This window comes from Ectobacillus sp. OTK, assembly GCF_059698935.1.
This window is the reverse complement of record NZ_AP048547.1, coordinates 627,534-644,585: the sequence shown is the minus strand read 5'-3', so window position 1 is coordinate 644,585 and position 17,052 is coordinate 627,534. Positions and strand designations below refer to the sequence as shown.

Annotated in this window: 16 protein-coding genes and 1 pseudogene; 9 read left to right on the top strand and 8 right to left on the bottom strand. The window is 37.0% G+C overall.

Annotation, left to right across the window (positions count from 1 at the left end; translation table 11 throughout):
- Positions 1-45: 45 nt before the first annotated feature.
- Together AC6HZ4_RS03300 and AC6HZ4_RS03295 are read left to right on the top strand one after the other, a co-directional pair.
- A complete protein-coding gene (locus AC6HZ4_RS03300) occupies positions 46-1,143 on the top strand; it encodes a GerAB/ArcD/ProY family transporter (protein ID WP_497493635.1) in 1,098 nt (365 codons plus the stop codon).
- Between the two features lie 41 nt (positions 1,144-1,184).
- Positions 1,185-1,310: a hypothetical protein gene (locus tag AC6HZ4_RS03295; protein WP_497493634.1), complete on the top strand. Its 126-nt coding sequence runs from the start codon at positions 1,185-1,187 to the stop codon at positions 1,308-1,310.
- A gap of 119 nt (positions 1,311-1,429) precedes the next feature.
- Here AC6HZ4_RS03295 and xylB read toward each other — a convergent pair whose 3' ends face one another.
- The 7 genes from xylB to AC6HZ4_RS03260 form a co-directional block, all read right to left on the bottom strand.
- A complete protein-coding gene (gene xylB, locus AC6HZ4_RS03290) occupies positions 1,430-2,926 on the bottom strand; it encodes a xylulokinase (RefSeq protein ID WP_497493633.1) in 1,497 nt (498 codons plus the stop codon).
- Positions 2,927-3,115: 189 nt separating this feature from the next.
- A complete protein-coding gene (locus tag AC6HZ4_RS03285; RefSeq protein WP_497493632.1) occupies positions 3,116-3,487 on the bottom strand; it encodes a transaldolase family protein in 372 nt (123 codons plus the stop codon).
- A gap of 130 nt (positions 3,488-3,617) precedes the next feature.
- Entirely contained in the window at positions 3,618-4,418 is an 801-nt protein-coding gene (locus tag AC6HZ4_RS03280; protein ID WP_497493631.1) for an SDR family oxidoreductase, read from the bottom strand.
- 96 nt (positions 4,419-4,514) lie between these two features.
- Complete coding sequence (locus tag AC6HZ4_RS03275; RefSeq protein ID WP_497493630.1) at positions 4,515-4,880, bottom strand: PTS glucitol/sorbitol transporter subunit IIA; 366 nt, start codon at positions 4,878-4,880, stop codon at positions 4,515-4,517.
- 115 nt (positions 4,881-4,995) lie between these two features.
- On the bottom strand, positions 4,996-6,048 hold the full coding sequence (gene srlE, locus AC6HZ4_RS03270; protein ID WP_497493629.1) for a PTS glucitol/sorbitol transporter subunit IIB: 1,053 nt from the start codon (positions 6,046-6,048) through the stop codon (positions 4,996-4,998).
- A gap of 13 nt (positions 6,049-6,061) precedes the next feature.
- Entirely contained in the window at positions 6,062-6,607 is a 546-nt protein-coding gene (gene srlA / locus AC6HZ4_RS03265; RefSeq protein ID WP_497493628.1) for a PTS glucitol/sorbitol transporter subunit IIC, read from the bottom strand.
- A gap of 21 nt (positions 6,608-6,628) precedes the next feature.
- The gene (locus AC6HZ4_RS03260; RefSeq protein WP_497493627.1) at positions 6,629-7,054 is read right to left on the bottom strand and encodes a transcriptional regulator GutM; all 426 of its coding nucleotides are present in this window, start codon (positions 7,052-7,054) and stop codon (positions 6,629-6,631) included.
- A 487-nt stretch (positions 7,055-7,541) separates the two neighbouring features.
- On the opposite strand from AC6HZ4_RS03260, the gene AC6HZ4_RS03255 reads away from it, so the two are divergent.
- Genes AC6HZ4_RS03255 through AC6HZ4_RS03245 form a run of 3 tightly spaced genes read left to right on the top strand, consistent with a single transcriptional unit; the run spans position 7,542 to position 11,793 of the window.
- The gene (locus AC6HZ4_RS03255) at positions 7,542-9,659 is read left to right on the top strand and encodes a BglG family transcription antiterminator (protein ID WP_497493626.1); all 2,118 of its coding nucleotides are present in this window, start codon (positions 7,542-7,544) and stop codon (positions 9,657-9,659) included.
- Positions 9,660-9,663: 4 nt separating this feature from the next.
- Positions 9,664-11,532 (top strand): PTS sugar transporter subunit IIA, encoded by a 1,869-nt coding sequence (locus tag AC6HZ4_RS03250; protein WP_497493625.1) that lies wholly within the window; start codon positions 9,664-9,666, stop codon positions 11,530-11,532.
- Complete coding sequence (locus tag AC6HZ4_RS03245; RefSeq protein ID WP_497493624.1) at positions 11,533-11,793, top strand: HPr family phosphocarrier protein; 261 nt, start codon at positions 11,533-11,535, stop codon at positions 11,791-11,793.
- A 455-nt stretch (positions 11,794-12,248) separates the two neighbouring features.
- Here the strand turns inward: AC6HZ4_RS03245 and AC6HZ4_RS03240 are convergent, their stop codons facing one another.
- Positions 12,249-12,908 carry a DNA-binding response regulator gene (locus AC6HZ4_RS03240; RefSeq protein WP_497493623.1) on the bottom strand — a complete coding sequence of 220 codons (660 nt, stop codon included), beginning with the start codon at positions 12,906-12,908 and terminating at the stop codon, positions 12,249-12,251.
- Positions 12,909-13,059: 151 nt separating this feature from the next.
- Here AC6HZ4_RS03240 and AC6HZ4_RS03235 point away from each other — a divergent pair, with 151 nt between their 5' ends.
- The 4 genes and pseudogenes from AC6HZ4_RS03235 to AC6HZ4_RS03220 all read left to right on the top strand — a co-directional run bounded on the left by AC6HZ4_RS03235 (position 13,060) and on the right by AC6HZ4_RS03220 (position 17,040).
- Positions 13,060-14,256, top strand: coding sequence for an MFS transporter (locus AC6HZ4_RS03235; RefSeq protein ID WP_497493622.1), 1,197 nt, complete (start codon positions 13,060-13,062; stop codon positions 14,254-14,256).
- Between the two features lie 749 nt (positions 14,257-15,005).
- A pseudogene (locus AC6HZ4_RS03230) lies at positions 15,006-15,179 on the top strand (DapH/DapD/GlmU-related protein); the annotation flags it as partial.
- Positions 15,180-15,221: 42 nt separating this feature from the next.
- Positions 15,222-15,818 carry an acyltransferase gene (locus AC6HZ4_RS03225; protein WP_497495582.1) on the top strand — a complete coding sequence of 199 codons (597 nt, stop codon included), beginning with the start codon at positions 15,222-15,224 and terminating at the stop codon, positions 15,816-15,818.
- On the top strand, positions 15,796-17,040 hold the full coding sequence (locus AC6HZ4_RS03220) for a glycosyltransferase (protein ID WP_497493621.1): 1,245 nt from the start codon (positions 15,796-15,798) through the stop codon (positions 17,038-17,040). The genes AC6HZ4_RS03225 and AC6HZ4_RS03220 overlap by 23 nt, the downstream gene beginning before the upstream one ends.
- The last annotated feature ends 12 nt before the right edge of the window (positions 17,041-17,052 follow it).

Below are 17,052 nucleotides of genomic sequence, written 5' to 3'. Positions count from 1 at the left end.
CACGTTATATAAAACTGTTGTTGCCAGACTCAAGGGAGGGATTGCATGGAACGGATCTCTGTTTTTCAACTTTTTACAATGACAGTATTTCTACAGGTTGGTACGACAGTTATATTTGGTTTTGCTTCGTCCGCAGGTAGGGATGCTTGGCTTGCTATTTTAATCTCTACTGTTATAGGCATGATTATGATTTTATTGTATACGTTCCTTATGAAAATGAATCCAAGTTTAACACTCGTGGAATGGTTCCCTGCGCAATTCGGGCGGTGGCTAGGCATGCCTCTTGCGTGGATATATCCGCTTCTATTTTTGTATGTTGCAGGACGTATATTTTCTGACTTAAAGGCGTTAGTACCGGCAACTCTTCTGCCGGGCACACCATCATGGTTTGTAGTTATAGCCATGTTGCTAGTTATTATATATTGCCTATTTTCGGGAATAGAAGTATTGGCTCGGTTCACAGAATATCTAGTACCTGTTCTGTTTTTGCTATTCATCATAGAAATTATCCTGCTATTTGGTTCAGGGCTTGTCAACTTCAAACATGTACAGCCTATTTTAGGACAAGGGTGGGGAAAGGTTTGGTCGGCGGTATGGCCGACAGGCATCACTCAAACATTTGCGGAGACTCTGACGCTAGCCATGATTTGGCCATCGGTAAAGAAACCGGAAAAAGTCAGGAAGATAACTATAATCGCGACCTTGATATCAGGGCTCATCATTTCCGCTTTTAGCCTGATGGAGCTTCTCGTTTTGGGTGAAGACATAGCGGCTCATACAATTTATCCTGTTTATGTATTAGTTAGACAAATATCGATTGCTGATTTCCTAGAAAACTTAGATGCAATGGTAGCCTTAACTATGATTATCACAGCCTATACTAAAGTAACCATTTACTTATTTGCGGCAATTCGCGCTATTCAAATTCTGCTGAATATGCTTGATAATCGTCCAATTATTTTCCCCGTTGCAGCTGTTGCATATTTATTGGGTATAACAATGTCTACCAACATAAATGAACATATTTATGTTGGTCTCACTACGTTCCCTCTTTATGTATGGGTACCCTTATTAATCGTTCTACCAATTGCACTGCTAATTATTACGGTAATAAGAAGAAAATTGTTTAAAGCATTGGGATAAACCTCTATAAAACGAATCAACATGCGAGGAGTCTAACAGAAATGAATCAATATCTATGGCCATGGCAAACACATGTGATGCTACAGCATCCATGGGCACTGCTTGCATTTTTTATCATGCTTTCCATTCCTTTGTCCATCATTTCTTGGAAACGACAAAAGAAATAATCTACTTTAGGCCAAACTGAGCACGTATGATTTTCCCGCGCTCAGTCTTTTTTCATTTCTAAATATCTGTTGCCCCATGGATCAAATTTCCCTGAGATACACTAATCACATACTCTTCTTCAAATAGTCATATCAAATACAAATAGATCCTGATTTCTCCTATACAATTCTTTAAATAACCCATAGTAATGACTATATATCTTTACATTGTCTTGTATAGGCTCTACTGTCTCTGAGTGAAATGAAATCAGCTTTTTACAGGCTTCCTCAATTGAAGGGTACACCCCAACACCTACACCAGCAATAATGGCGGCACCTACACAAGCCTCTTCATTTGTTTTAGTGGTATACACAGGCTTATTGAAAATATCCGCTTGGATCTGGAGCCATAATTTACTTTTTGCTCCACCACCTGATGCAATAACTCTATCAGCCTGAATGCCTAGCGACTCAATAATCTCCAAAGAGTCTTTTAGGGAATACGTCACTCCTTCCATTACTGCCCTCACAAGATGGGCATCTCGATGTTTGAGAGTTAAGCCAAAGAAAATACCCTTCGCATTTGGATCTAGATGTGGTGTTCGTTCCCCAGTTAAATAAGGTAAAAAGATGAGCCCTTCACTTCCTGATGCAATGTTTTCTGCCATTTCCGTTAATGTTTGAAAGTCATTCTTCCGCAAAATGTTTGACTTTAGCCATCCCAAAGAAAGACCGCTGTTTAAACTTGAACCTTGAATATTCCAGGTATTAGATTTAATATGGCAAAATGTATTGGTTCTTAGTTTTGGATCATACACTGGTTTATCAACCATTACCGCAATTTGTCCACCTGTTCCAATATTTGAGGAAACAATGCCGGGGAACACAATACCATTTCCAACCGCCTGCATAAATTGATCTCCACCGCCAAATACAACAGGGGTCCCTTCCTGCAGTCCTGTCTCCTCAGCCGCACGTGTTGTTATTCCACCAGCTACTTCGTATGGTTCATAACAAGTTGGGAATAAGTCTTCCTTAATTCCTAATTTGTTGATGAGAGAAATTGCCCATTTTCGCTTGGCAACATCAAATGCAAGTGTACTAGATGCATCAGTTACTTCAACTGCGAGTTCTCCTGTTAATCGATAGCGTATATAATCCTTCGGCAGAAGAATTGTATCGGCTTTTGTATAGCTTTCCGGTTCATTTTCCTTTACCCACAATAAGGAGGAAATTGCAAAACCTGTTGAAACTGAATTCATCATGCTGTCGATTGCTTGTTCCTGCTTAATAAGCTGATTAATTTTTTCCATTTGTGTTTTTGAACGTTGATCAGACCAAATAATGGCGGGACGAATCACTTCTCCTTTACGGTCAAGCATTACAAGGCCATGCATTTGGCCTGATAATCCGATTCCGCCTATCAAAGCTGGATCTACAGGTTCTTTTTCTAGTATTGTCCTCAGTACCTTTACAGTTGCAGACCACCATACCTTAGGGGATTGCTCGGCATACCCGAGTTCAGGCACTTGGATCGAATAACTTTCCTGTGCTTGTGCAATTACATCCCCTTCCACGTCCATTAAAATTGCTTTTACACTTGAAGTCCCTAAATCAATACCAATTAGATATCTCATATTTATGCCCCTTTTCTGCCCCTGCTTTAATCATTTGCCAATACTATGATTCTAGTCCTAGTAAAACAATAACTACTTTAGGTCTATCATCTATTCTAAAAAACTTGATTGTACTCCCTATTACAGTATCTAGAAAAACAGAGGCAATCAATAGAATTATCCATTTTTTCACAAATATTCTCTCTGCTGTCATAACATAAGGCGTATAGACATAGAAAGGCTAAATAGCCAAGCTGCCAATGTTTTAATACTTTGTTGTTTTAGCAGCTGTATTGCTTTTATTCCTTCACTGGTAACAGGGATTTTTACATACAGATTTCCGCCAATTGCTTCATTTAAATAGAGCGCCTCATTCACAATATCTTCTGCTTTTTCCTCTAAAGCTTGGATATGAAGCATCTTTTCCTCTCCAATAATCGACCGAATTTCTTTTAGTAATGGAAGAAAGGGCATTTTTTCCTTCACTACAATTGTTGGATTTGTTGTAACACCATCTATCGGAAATAGTTCATGTAGTTCCTTAATACTTTCTAGATTGGCTGAATCTATCAAAAGTTCCATAAAATTAATCATCTCCTATATACAAAAATAAGGATAACCCCTTAGGTTATCCTCATAAGAATTGCAGGAAAGCTATTTATCTACTCCTTCTATAGTGACAGAAATGCTTATGGCAAGCGGAGTTCATCTTTTATCCGCGGGATTTTCCTCCTGAAATGTTCACAGTCGTACCTGTAATATAGCTTGCACGATCTGAAGCTAGATATGTGATCAATTCACCAATTTCATCCAGCTTTCCAGGGCGTCCAAGCGGTATTGCTTTGCTGTAATCTGTTCCAAGGCCTTCTACTGTCACTCCTCGTGTATAAGCCAATGCCTCGTTATAGGCAGGTGTTGTTAATCCTGTTTGTTCATTTATGCCTGGTGCAACGCCAACTACACGGATGTTGAATTTCCCTAGTTCTTTAGCCCAGGAGCGAGTAAATCCATTGACAGCGCCCTTTGTAGCAGAATAAGCACTTTGTCCAGCAGACCCTTCCATGCCTGCTTCAGAGGAAACATTAATAATAACACCCTTATTGTTTTTGATCATTACTCTCGCAGCTGCCTGAGCACAAAGGTAAGGTCCCTTCTGATTCACGGCAACCATGAAATCAAAATCCTTTTCATTTAGCTCATACTCTGGCTTTTCACCACGGAAGTCAACAAGTAAACGCGGCAGGTTCACACCAGCGTTATTAACTAAAATGTCTACTGTTCCAAATAGCTCTACAACTTTGTTTGTCATGTTTTCAACACTTTGTTTGTTAGTAACATCGCATTGGATATGGTACGTTCCATCAGCTTGTTCCCCAGTAGTTACATTTAAGTCAGAAACAACCACTCTTGCCCCGTTCTTTACTAAATGAGCTGTTATTTTTGAGCCAATTCCAGATGCACCGCCTGTGACAATTGCTACTTGATTTTCTAATTGAAGCCATGATTGATTCATTCTTTTTTCCTCCTTAATTATCTGTATAGGGTCAGTTACCATTTGTAAAACCAAAAATAGGAAGAAACTCCCAGCATATATTAATCTTTGAAAAACCTATTTTTTAAGAATTTGAATCTGTGAGCCAGCTTCTGGAACTTGAATATCAGCAGCCTCAAGATAAAGGGTTCCTGGCAGTTCAGGAGTATCGGAATCATCAAATTTCAATGTAATATGTCCTAATGAACCTAGATTCTTTTTCACTGCATCGCCTACAGCTGTAATTTTATATTCTGTGCCGTTTAATACTAAAACGTCCCCTTGCTCAATTTCACCTTCGATTTCGTTTACATTAATTAATAAACAATAGTCTGCTAGTTCGGCTGGAGCGTTATCTCCGAATAAAATAAACATGTTCTCTCCAAGAAAATCAGATACGGATGAACCAATTTTATTAATTTTAGTTTGATAAACTGTTTGCATAGTAATTCCTCCAACACCTTATACGAATTTATAGGGAGAAATAAAATCAAAATGAATTAATTTTATTTCTCTCCCTACTCTTAATAATGAATTAATCTCTTATCTTGCCTAAGCTTTACTGCTCATACATCCCAAAGCTTGCGAGCCATGCAATAAACACTGTTGGTGCTCCTGTTAAGAAACGGGAATATAACACAGAAGGAACTCCAACTTCAATTGTTTCAACCTCTGCCTCTGCCAATCCTAACCCTACTGGAACGAAATCTGCTGCAGCCTGCGAGTTAATCGCGAAAAGTGCCGGTAATGCTAAATGTGCAGGAATATTGCCTTTTCCAATCTCTACACCAATTAAAGTGCCAATTACTTGCGAAATAACTGCCCCAGGTCCCAAGAATGGCGAGAGTAACGGGAAGGAGCATACTAGAGAAATTAAGAGTAATCCAGGTAGAGATCCTGCATATGGTGATAAATACTTTGCAAATACATCACCAATTCCAGATGCTTTAATAACACCAATTAGCATTGCAACGAATCCCATGAATGGTAAAATCGTTTTAATCACTGTATCAATGGCTTCACGGCCAGCTTGATAAAACACGCTGACAATGGAGCCCATAGCCATACCAATACGTGCGATTGCACCTTTAGGTTTTTGTTGTTCACTAATTTTCTTATCTGCGCTATACTTAGGTTGATTACTTTTTTCTGCTTCGGCAGCAGGCTCAGCAGCAGCTGCTTGAGGTGTTGCCGCACCTTCATACAAGCTGATGTTTGCTGGTTTGACTCCAGAGACGTAAATGTCTTCCGTAATGTGCTTTGCCAATGGGCCACTTTTTCCTGTTGGCATCACGTTAATTGTCATAATTCGTTTTTGTGGATATAAACCGCATCGTAAGGTTCCGCCGCAATCGATAATGACGCAAGCCATTTCGCTCTCTGGAACACTTGTTTTAAAACCATCCACTAATTCACAGCCTGTTAATTCCGCAATTCGATCCGCGATATCAGGCTTCGTCCCGCCTGTAATGTACACGACTTTATTTTTCTGTTCTGTTGGTGTAATTACAAGTGGGCCACCAAACCCTCCTGGTCCTGCTTGTACAAGAATCGAGTTGTAGCTTCGCCCCACCTTGTCCTCTCTTCCGATTACGCTGCTGTTTGTACTCATATGTTTCCCCTCCTCATAGCTCGACTGTGTCTTTCAGCTTCACGTTTTGTTGTTTAGCTACAAAAGCTGTTGTTAAATCTGTTACCCAACCTCTCAGAAAGTTCGTCACAATTCCTACTAAGAAATAGCGAACTGCTAATTCTGTCGTTTCAAAGCCAAGTGTTGTAATTCCTGCAGCAATTCCTAAGAATACGAATAGTTCTCCTGGATTAACATGCGGGAAAAGTCCATTATGTGTGTGGCAAGAAAATGATGCTGCCGCATAGTAACTTGGTTTGTACTTTTCTGGTAAAAATCTTCCTAGTGATAAGGTCATTGGATTCGCCAAGACGAATGTTCCGATGATCGGAAGAACAAAATATCTTGTGAATGGGTTTTTACCTGATTTTTTTGCTAGTTTTTCCACTCTTTCTTCCCCGACTAGGCGAATAAGCGCATTCATGGCCACTAAAAGCATAATCAATAATGGTACAATTCCAGTTACTAAACTTACGAAAGTTTCAGCGCCTTCTCTAAATAAGCCCATAAACCCATCTGCGAACTTTACAATATAGTCCATCTTGCTTTCACCTCAAGTTAATTATTTTTTAGTTGGTATAAGTAAATCAATCCAGCCTTTTTTGACCTTTAACTCACCTCCTTTAGCAATAATGTGATAGCTATTCAAAGCATCCTTAATAGCCAATCGTGTTAGCTTGTTTACTTTATTAAAATCCTCTTCCCCTAACTTCAATAGATTTTTGCCTTCAAATCCCCTGAGGCTTCTGACTCTTGAGAAGACTGTTATCCCTTGCATTTTGGTTGCCTTTATGATGGTATTCTTTCTGTCGATGGCAAACATAACTATTGTACCTGCCTGAAAAAGCCCTGTTTTCTTTCCAATTGCCACTCGCCCCAACCTTCTCAGCTCTGCATACTTTCTGTTAAAATGCCTAATTTGAAGAAAGCCTAAAATACTTTGGAGAAGCCATGAAAATCCAAAAAACAATATGATATACCAAATCATAAATTCCCCCCTTTCCAAAATTCGGATAGCACAATGTACAATTGTAGACAAAATTAAATTTCTTTCTATGAAACTGATTATATACTACGAAACACACGATGTAACCACTTACATATACAACATTGTCTTAATTGGAATCACGACATTTTTTAACGTCTACACATAAAAAAATGTCACCATTAACATAGCGACATTTTTTAAGAAAGAGGTCTATTGAAGTAGAGAAACAGTTTAGATATAAAGAGATTAACAAATTTAGAAGCGATTACTCTTATCAGTATGCTCTATCTCGAGATAACAGTTTTCACAAATTAGGATTGTTTTCAATCACTTCTATAATAAGATAGAAAGGAATTTGTATTGATAATCTAAAAATTCACCTTGCCGTTTTATATAATTAGAGTATATATTTAATTTTGTCGTTGAATTCACTTGGAATATACACATAAGATTATTTCAATATTAAATCTTGTCAGGAGTGTTCGTGATGCTAGAAAAAGAAGAAACTCAGCTTAATTCTAGGCAGCAGCAAATTCTCTTGCTTCTTCTAAAGTCTCCTTCTCCTGTAACGTTGAAGGAAATTTCAAAAGAGGTTGCAATTAGCGGCCGCACCATTCAAAGGGAGCTATCCGGATTAGATCGTTTTTTGGAGTCGTATGGGCTTGTCTTAAATAAAAAGACGGGAGTCGGACTCTCGTTAGATGGTGATGAGCATGCTCGGGAGAAATTGCTGCAGTATTTATCCATCAACCAGTCAAATAAAATATTTTCACCTGAAGAACGTCAGTATATTCTGAAGCAATTGCTTCTCACATTAAAGGAACCAACTAAGCTTTACCATTTCAGCACTAAGTTTAACGTGACGGAAGCGACGATTAGTAATGACCTGTTAAAGATAGAACCTTGGTTTGATAAACATAACATCAAGCTCATTCGTAAGCCCGGATTTGGGATCTATATTGAAGGAAATGAAAAAAGCATTCGAGAGGCAATTGTTGATTTATTTTACCAGCATTTTAGTCAAGAACAATTAATGGAGGTTCTCTCTACTTACTCATATGCTTCTCACGATAAGATGAAGCTGCATCTCTCGATAAGAAACCGTCTGCTGCAGTTTATTGACCCCGATACGATATCAAAAATTGAAACAGTGGTACAGAAAACCGAACGATGGGGCTACATCTTAACCGACAGTGCCTATGTAGGCTTAGTGGTTCATATTGCATTGGCTGTTCAGCGCTTAAAAAATGGGGAAATTATTACGATTGCCCAAGATGCCTTTAAGAGCATAAAAGATACGCAGGAATATGAAGCCGCCAGCCAAATGGCTAAGGAACTGGAAGCTGAGCTTGAAATCAATATCCCATATAGTGAAATTGGATATATTACAATGCACCTTTTGGGAGCTAAAGTCAAAAGATTACATGCTGCCCCTGTCTATACAAACGATATTGATGAATACGTATATCATATGATTCAAATTGTAGAAAACGAAATTAGAGTAAGTTTATCTAGCGACTCTTCACTTATTGATCACTTAAGTACACATTTAAGATCGGCTATTCATCGAATCAAGTTAAATATGGAATTTCGGAATCCGCTTCTGGGGAACATTAAAGAAAAATATCCTCATATTTTTGCTGCTGCCAGTAAAGCTGCAGCATATTTAGAAAAAAAATTGCAATGTCCAATCCCAGAGGAGGAGATTGGATATTTGGCTATGCATTTTGGTGCTGCGGCAGTAAGAAATGAAGAATTAAAAGATAAATCTTATCGTGTACTTCTTGTTTGTACAAGCGGAATCGGTACTTCCTATTTGCTGTCAGCCCAGATCGAGAGGCAATTTCCGTATATAGAAGTTGTGGATGTTGTTTCTCTTCTTCATCTTAGCGAATGGATTAGAAAGCAGCCGCCGGTTGATTTAATTATTTCAACAGTGCCGTTTGAGTGTGAAGGACAAGTAGTAGTGGTGGTGAATCCATTTCTTCTTCCTCAAGACATTCAACTGATTGAAGGTCATTTAAAACAATTACAAAACTTAAAAAAGCAGGAGCGGGAGATTGTGCATAAAAATATTGAAATTGAAGATACCGTTCAGAAAGTCAATCGTTATGGAGAAGCCATGACTCAGCTGTTAAACCATATTTTTATTTTCACTGATAGTAAAGCGTTATCAAAGGAAGAGGTTATCAAGCAGGTGGCGGAATATGTACAATCCCAGTTTACTGGGGTCGATTCTGCATCTCTGGCAGAAGAGTTACGGAAACGAGAGGAAATAGGAGCATTGGTCATTGAGGAGGACAAGCTCGCTATGCTTCATTGCCGTAGTCATCTGATAAATCATATGTGTATCTGCTTGTTTAAAATAAAAGAAGAAGTAGACTGGGAGCATGGTGTGGCTGTTCGTACAGTTTTGGTATTGCTCGCTCCGAGAAATGCACCTCGGGAGCATATTGAAATCATTAGTGAAGTGAGTAAGGCCTTAATTGAAGAGGACTTTGTTCGAGTTCTAGCAGGAGAGAACATGGAAGAGGCCAAAAATCAAATTAAATCTGTTCTTGGAAAAGGATACTTAGTGAAGTCCAACGCACTATTGAGTAGGTGAACATATGAGACATCTCGATCGAATGGGTCGCTTTATAAGCAGAATGGTATTTAAAAACATGGCTGTATTAATTATTTTAGGCTTGATCAGAGTAGTATTCGGGCCTATTGGCTGGTCGCCCAATCAAGAGATTTATCAAGTCGCGGTTCTTATGGTCAGCTATTTTATTCCTGTTCTTTTTGCATATACTGCCGGTCAGATGCTGGGCAAACATCGGGGAGGCGTTGTTGCAGCCATTGTTATGTTTGTATTAGTAATAGAAAACCCCTCAAGTATGCCGATGATTCTTCCCTCTATGGTAATTGGGCCTGTCATAGGATATAGTATTAAAAAAATGAGTCAGTGGCTCGAAGGAAAAATACCGACAGGGTTTGAGCTGCTGCTGAATAATGTTATTGATGGCATGGCCGCAATCCTATTTATATCTATCGGTATCCATTGGGCCAATCCTATCTTTGTAAAAGCAATGGATGTAATTCTTTATCAAGTAGAATTCCTGACTCAATCTGGATATATGCCATTGATGGCTCTTATCATTGAACCAGGTAAGGCTTTATTTTTTAATAGTGTAATAAATCACGGTATTTTGGAGCCATTAGGAATTCAACAGGCTCAAGAAAATGGGAAATCTGTTTTATTCCTTCTGGAAACAAATCCAGGTCCTGGATTCGGGATGTTACTAGGCTGCTATTTCTATTTAAACGGGACAGAAAAGGAAAATCTAAAATCAGCTCTTCCAGTTCACGTCCTAGGAGGGATTCATGAAGTATATTTCCCTTATGCACTCATGAAGCCTTTGCTCATCATTCCCCTTATCTTAGGGGGAGTGACGGGAAATTTAATCTTCTATCTATTTAACGCAGGACTAGCTGCTACCCCTTCTCCCGGCAGTATTATTCTATTGCTTATGATGGCGGCAAAAGGAACGCACATAGCGGTTGCTGTCGGCTTTCTGGCGTCAGCTGCTGTGAGCTTCTGCGGGTCTATCCTTGTACTGTCTTATGATAAGAAAAGAAAAGCCACAAATCAAAATGGAATTAGGAACGATAGCATGTTAATTCCATTGGAACCTAAGGAGAAAAAGATGGAAGTGAAAAATATCATTTTTGCTTGTGATGCAGGTATGGGCTCCAGTGCAATGGGAGCCGCTGCGTTACAAAAAAGGCTGAAGCAGGAGAATCTGGACATAATGGTGGACAACCTTTCTGTCGATGACATTCCCCACGATGCTGATATCGTCATATCCAATATTCGCTTAACAGAAAGAGCGCGTGCATGTGCCCCGCAGGCAGAGCATATTTCTGTTACCTCCTTTTTAGATCGCTCATTTTATGAAGAATTGATTCCGCGTCTTAAGGCTCAACAGGGAAAAGAATCTATCAAGGAATCATGCACAATCGATACCTTCGAAAATTTGAATGAAGAATATGTTCTTCTTAATATGAAGGCGAAAGATAAATGGGAAGCTATTGAGCAAGTCGGGAATGTATTAGTCGATAGGGGGAATGTAGAAAGTCATTATATTGAAGAAATGAAGCAACGTGAACGGGTTTTCTCCACGTATCTTGGAAACGGTGTAGCTCTGCCACACGGAATGAACGCCAAAAGTGATCAGATTAAAAAAGCAGGTATTTCTATTGCCCAATATCCACATGGAATTGTTTTCGCAGACGGACAGAAAGCTTATATTTTGATAGCCATAGCCGGCAAGGGGCAAAATCAATTGTCCATTCTTTCGCGATTAGCTGAAATCATCGAGCAGAAGGAGATAGTGAGTCAGTTGATTCACGCTGCTACTCGTGAGGAAATCGTTCGAATTATCAAGAATGGGTTAGTTAGATCTGAGAATAAAGGAGAAGGGACTACAGTTTAAATGATCGCAGAAGAAATACTAGTAAGAAATAAATTCGGTTTCCATCTCCGCCCTGCAACTATGTTTGCTTCTGTAGCTCAAGGGTTTTCCTCTGATATTAAAATCGGCTACAACGGGAGGCTTGTGGACGGCAAAAGCGCTATAGGTCTTCTCAAATTAGAAATTAAAGAAGGGGAAATCATTTCCATACAAATTGATGGGACAGATGAACTCGAAGCAATGAAAACTTTAATTCAATTAATTAATAGAGGGTTCATGTGATGTATAGAATTCCATCCCGTGTTGTTTCTTTTCTATAGTTAAGATGCATACAATGAATCTTCCCTCTCCCCCCCCCCCCTGTTACGTAATCGGGGAGGGGGGAATTCTTTTGTAATTTTAGTAAACAAACTAAAAGACAGCTATCCAAACAGAGAAAATGGGGAGTATCATTAAGTTTGTATACTAAGAAACAACAATCAGGACGTCACTTGACCACATCAGAAAAGAGCTGCAAGCGGCATAAGGTATCCGTCATTTCTATTTGACTGGTAATATTTTCGCTAAAAAATGCTCATTTTGAGTTAAAAATATTAAAAACAGCCTGAATTAGATTTATGAAGTTTATCAACTATGTAAATATTAATTTTTTTGATTTTTAATAATAAAAACGTAAGGAAAGACAGTGCTCAATTAAGTTAAACTCATTAGCAAGTTAAAAATTTCACAGGCTATATTCAACCGCAATTTAAATAATACCCTTTTTCTCTTGAATGTATTAGCAGCTTTGGCTTACAAGGGTTTTCCTCTAGTTTTTCTCTTAATTTCTTTATATAGACATATAAAGTATTATGACCTGTAAGTCTTAAATGATTAATTAATTCCTCAGCTTTAAAAGACTTCCCTCTTTTGGTAGATAATAAAAACAAAAGCTTAAATTCAGAGGTAGATAACAATATATCCTCCCCATTCTTTTCTATACTATGTTCTCCTACTTTAAATGTAATATTAGAGCTTATTTTGATTTCATCATCTTTTAAATTCAAATCCCCGACACAAAGATTAGGATTCAGAACACTAAAAAAATCTATTAATGGCTCAGATAACTGTAATGTAGCTAACCCCCTTAGTTGAGCATATTCAATATTACTAACATTAGAATTAATAATCCAAATAGGTAATTGAGTTATTGTGACTAAGTTTCTCCAAAGTGCAAAATCCTCTAGCTTGGGAGATGGAAAATCTAATAATACAGCTAATACATCATTTTGTTTGTGAAGTATTTCGTTAATTTCTTCTTCTGTACTAGCTCTTAGGACAGAAATTTTTTGTTTTGATAATAAGCATTGCATGAAATTTGTGAACATAGTTTTTTTTGAATAGATGATTACTTTCATGAATATTGCACCCCTGCTTTTTTAAAAAATAATTATTCACTTTTTTTATTGTTTTGTGCTATTATATTTCTATGATATTCGAACTTTAGAACATAATCAATATCCAAAATATGTTTTAAAGAACCTTTTAATATCTTAAGGAGGAGTTACTATGTCAGTATCACATGCTTCGGTTCAGACAAATCCTGCAGCAAGCACAAAAGATTTTTTTGTAATTATTGGTTTGTTTTTAGGAGTATTTGTAGTAGGGGCAGATTCATTTATTATTTCACCTTTGTTACCAACAATAGGCGGAGCACTAAATGCTTCTATTGAGCAAGTTGGATTGGGAGTTTCTATTTATGCTGTATGCTATGCATTAGGTGCACCTTTTTTTGGACCTTTAGGGGATAAATTATCTAGAAAATTTATGTTTGTAACAGGTCTTACTATATTCTTAGTAGGAACATTATTATGCGGCATAGCATGGAATATAAGTAGTTTCTATGTTTTTAGAGCTATAGCGGGTATTGGGGCTGCACTATTTACACCTAATGTATGGGCATTCATTGGAGGCCATTTTACAGGTGCAAAGATGGGGAAAGTAATGGGAATCGTAATGTCTGCTCTTTCCTTATCGATAGCTTTAGGTGTTCCTATTGGTTCGTTTATCGCTAATGCAGTTGATTGGAAATGGGCATTTTTTGGTTCCGCAATTTTAGGAGCAATAGCATTTATTATAATTATTACAACTGTACCATTTGTGAAAAATAATAATGTTGTTAGCTATAATTATTTTGCGCAATTTTCTAATGTATTTAAAGCACAGAATGCATTTCTTGCACTTTTAGTAACATTAACTTGGATGTTTTCATTTTATGGTGTTTATACTTACTTAGGATCATTTATTCAAACAAATTATAGCTTTAATACAGCACAAGTTGGCTATGTTTTTATTGTGTATGGTTTAGGTAATTTTATTGCCAGCTTCTTTGGCGGATGGGTAATGAATGCCCTTGGAGCAAAAAGAAGTGTTATTATTAATGGAATTTTGGCGGCATTTATTATAGGAATGCTACCTTTTGTAGGAACAAAATTAATGGGATTAGTTATTTTACTAGCTATTTTATCCTTTGTTCAAGGGTTTGGTGTTACTTCTTTAACCGCATATATAGCAACTATTGTGCCTGCGAACCGTTCAACGATGATGGCTTTAAATAATTCATTCATATATTTAGGATTAACATTAGGATCAGCTATTGGCGGGTATATATTTGAAAGCTATGCATTCACTACTTTAGGGTTAGTTGCGGCAGGCAGTAATTTATTATCCATTTTAATTGCCAGCTCTTTAAGAAAAGCAAACTAAATCGAGTATACATATAACCAGTTAAAATTGAAGCTATTTTTTCAGAGTGTTGGGAAACCGCCCAGGTTTCCCAACACTCTGAAAGTTATTTATTGTGATAAAAATTTCCCTTCACTTCACCTCACCAAAAGGTCAAGTGAAGGGAAATTTTTTCATGTTTAATAGGCAGCGATGAGACAGCATGACCCTCGAAGCCAAGTGTATCATGGCCTGTAAAATATCCTTACCGCCACTTCTACTCAAAATTGCAACTTTTGAATTTTTGCTGGATATACATTCTTTCGCTGGATCAAACAACATCTCAATATGCCCGTGTTAATAAGATTGTTTTTTGATAGAACGGTCTTACTTTTAATTTTGTTATATTCCACAAGAATAAAAAGTTTTATGTTCAGCAGGATATATTTGGAATATTCTTAATGAAAATTAATGGAAATCTTAACTAAATGAATAGGACAAATTTTCCATATACTGTTAAGCTATTGTATGTAAGAAGGGAGGGAGGAATTATCTTACTAGATAATCTTAAAAATTATTTTAGGATGCTGGAGAATGTTAGAGAGCCCTTATTAGAATACAACGTAACTGTTCAAAACTCTTTGATAGCAAGTGGTTCATGGGTGAGGGCAGGAAGTGAAATCCACTCATCTTCAATAGAACATAATACTTTTATCGGATTTCACACAAAAATTTCTAATACTAAAATTAAAGAAGGTTCTTTAATAGCATCCTGTTCGAAAATTGGAAGTATGGGTGGCCCATTCGTAGAAATTGGTAAATATGTTTGGATTGGAGCGCAGGTTATAATTCATGCTGGTGTTCATATCGGTGAAGGAGCAGTAATAGCCGCTGGAGCCATTGTAAAAGAAGATATTCCACCATATTCAATAGTTATGGGAAGACCAGCCAGGGTTGTAAAGAAAAGAAGCCCCATTATCAGAGATAAAGGACCTAATTTTGACAGGATGTTAATTTCTATGAAAAAGAGATTATGCTCAGACACAATATTAGAGTCCACTTTGGTACATATATTAAGTTCATATTCCAATAAAAGGTTTGTAATAACAAAACAACAATTAAATGCAAACGATCTGAAACATAAAGCTAATTGTTTCATCGATGCTGAAATTCAAGGTTATAATCCTGAGTTATCCGATAGGGTTATTATGATTGGGAGAAGGATTTTTGATGATAAAAATAACCTTTTGATGGATGGTGGAATTAAATTCGGCCAAAACGTATTTATTGGTTCTGGATGTATCCTCGAGGGGGGCGGTGGAATAACGATAGGCAGTAACTCAAAATTAGGTCAAAATGTTCATATAGTTTCAACTGGACATGAACTAAGAAAGTTATCGCTGCCGATAACCCCCGAACCGGTAATTATCGGTAACAATGTACTAATCGAAGACGAAGTATTGATATTAGGTGGAGTACATATTGGAGATGGAGCCGTTATTCGCAAAGGATCAATTGTAATTAAAAATGTTCCTAAAAACACTGAACATTTTGGAACAATAAATAAAAGAGGAGATAAAAATGAGAATCATATTAGCACCTAATCCAACTGGAACAGGACATAACATGAGGATGTATGCCATTAGCCAAGAACTAAAAAAATATCAACCGGACATGGAGATAATTGTATATTTAAGTTCAATGCAAGATATCTTTGCAAAGCTATTTAAAAGTATAGATGTACAAGTGTATGATTTAGCTCCAGATCAGGTAGTAGATCATTCTTCTAAATCCCATTTAAAAGAGACATTAAACTGGTCAACTATGGTTAGTAATTATATTGTCCCTACTTTCTTTAATGGAAGCACTATTTTAAAGTATATGAGTAATTTTAAAGAACATAATCCGGATTTAATATTAAGCGATTTTAATACTAATGCCAGTATAGCAGCTTCCTTATTAAACATACCTAATGTATTTGTTACAGAGCGTTTTAATTTTACCCTTCGTGATGTAGGGAATGAGTTATTGACTGAAGGGGGATTTACTATTGCTTCTAAAGAGCTGGATACAGCTAGAGTTGCACTTAATGAGCTTTTTGATTGGATGTGCAGTAACACCAATTTAATTTTGACTGACAAACCATATGTTGAAAAACTTGATAAAGCTCGACTGATTGAAAAGTATTTTAAATCTGGAAAAGCTAAATTTGTAGGACCTATGATTAGGCCAATACCTAGTGAAAAAGAAAAATTAAATATTAAGGAAAAATTGAATCTTGGAGAAGGACCTATTATTGTAGCTACTGTTAGTGGAACTACAATGTTTGCTGAGAACAAGAAAAAATTATTAGAAACTTTTATCCGTATGTTTACAAATATTAAAAACAAATATCCTAAAGCACAAATGGTGTTATTAGGAAGAGAACATCTTGAAGACCTACCAGAAGGAATTATATCTCAAAAATATTTACCAAATTGGATGCCACTTCTTCAACAAGCAGATTTGTTATTAGCGCATCCAGGATGGATAACGGTCACAGAAGTATCTGCCTTGAAAATTCCTAGTATTTTTTGCTTGTCTTCATATAAAGAATATCATGAAGTTGAGGCTTTTGAACGTTTGAAATATCTTCAATATTGTACACATCTGGGACATGATGAAAATGAATTAACTAAAAAAGTGGATTTGTTATTATCTAACCCAGAGAGTATGGAAAATTTATTGGAAAATTATAAGAAAATCGCACCTGATAGTTATGGCTCGTCAAGAGCAGCACAAGAAATCATGAAAGTAATTCAGTTAGACAATAAAATTCTTATTTAAAATACAGGAGGT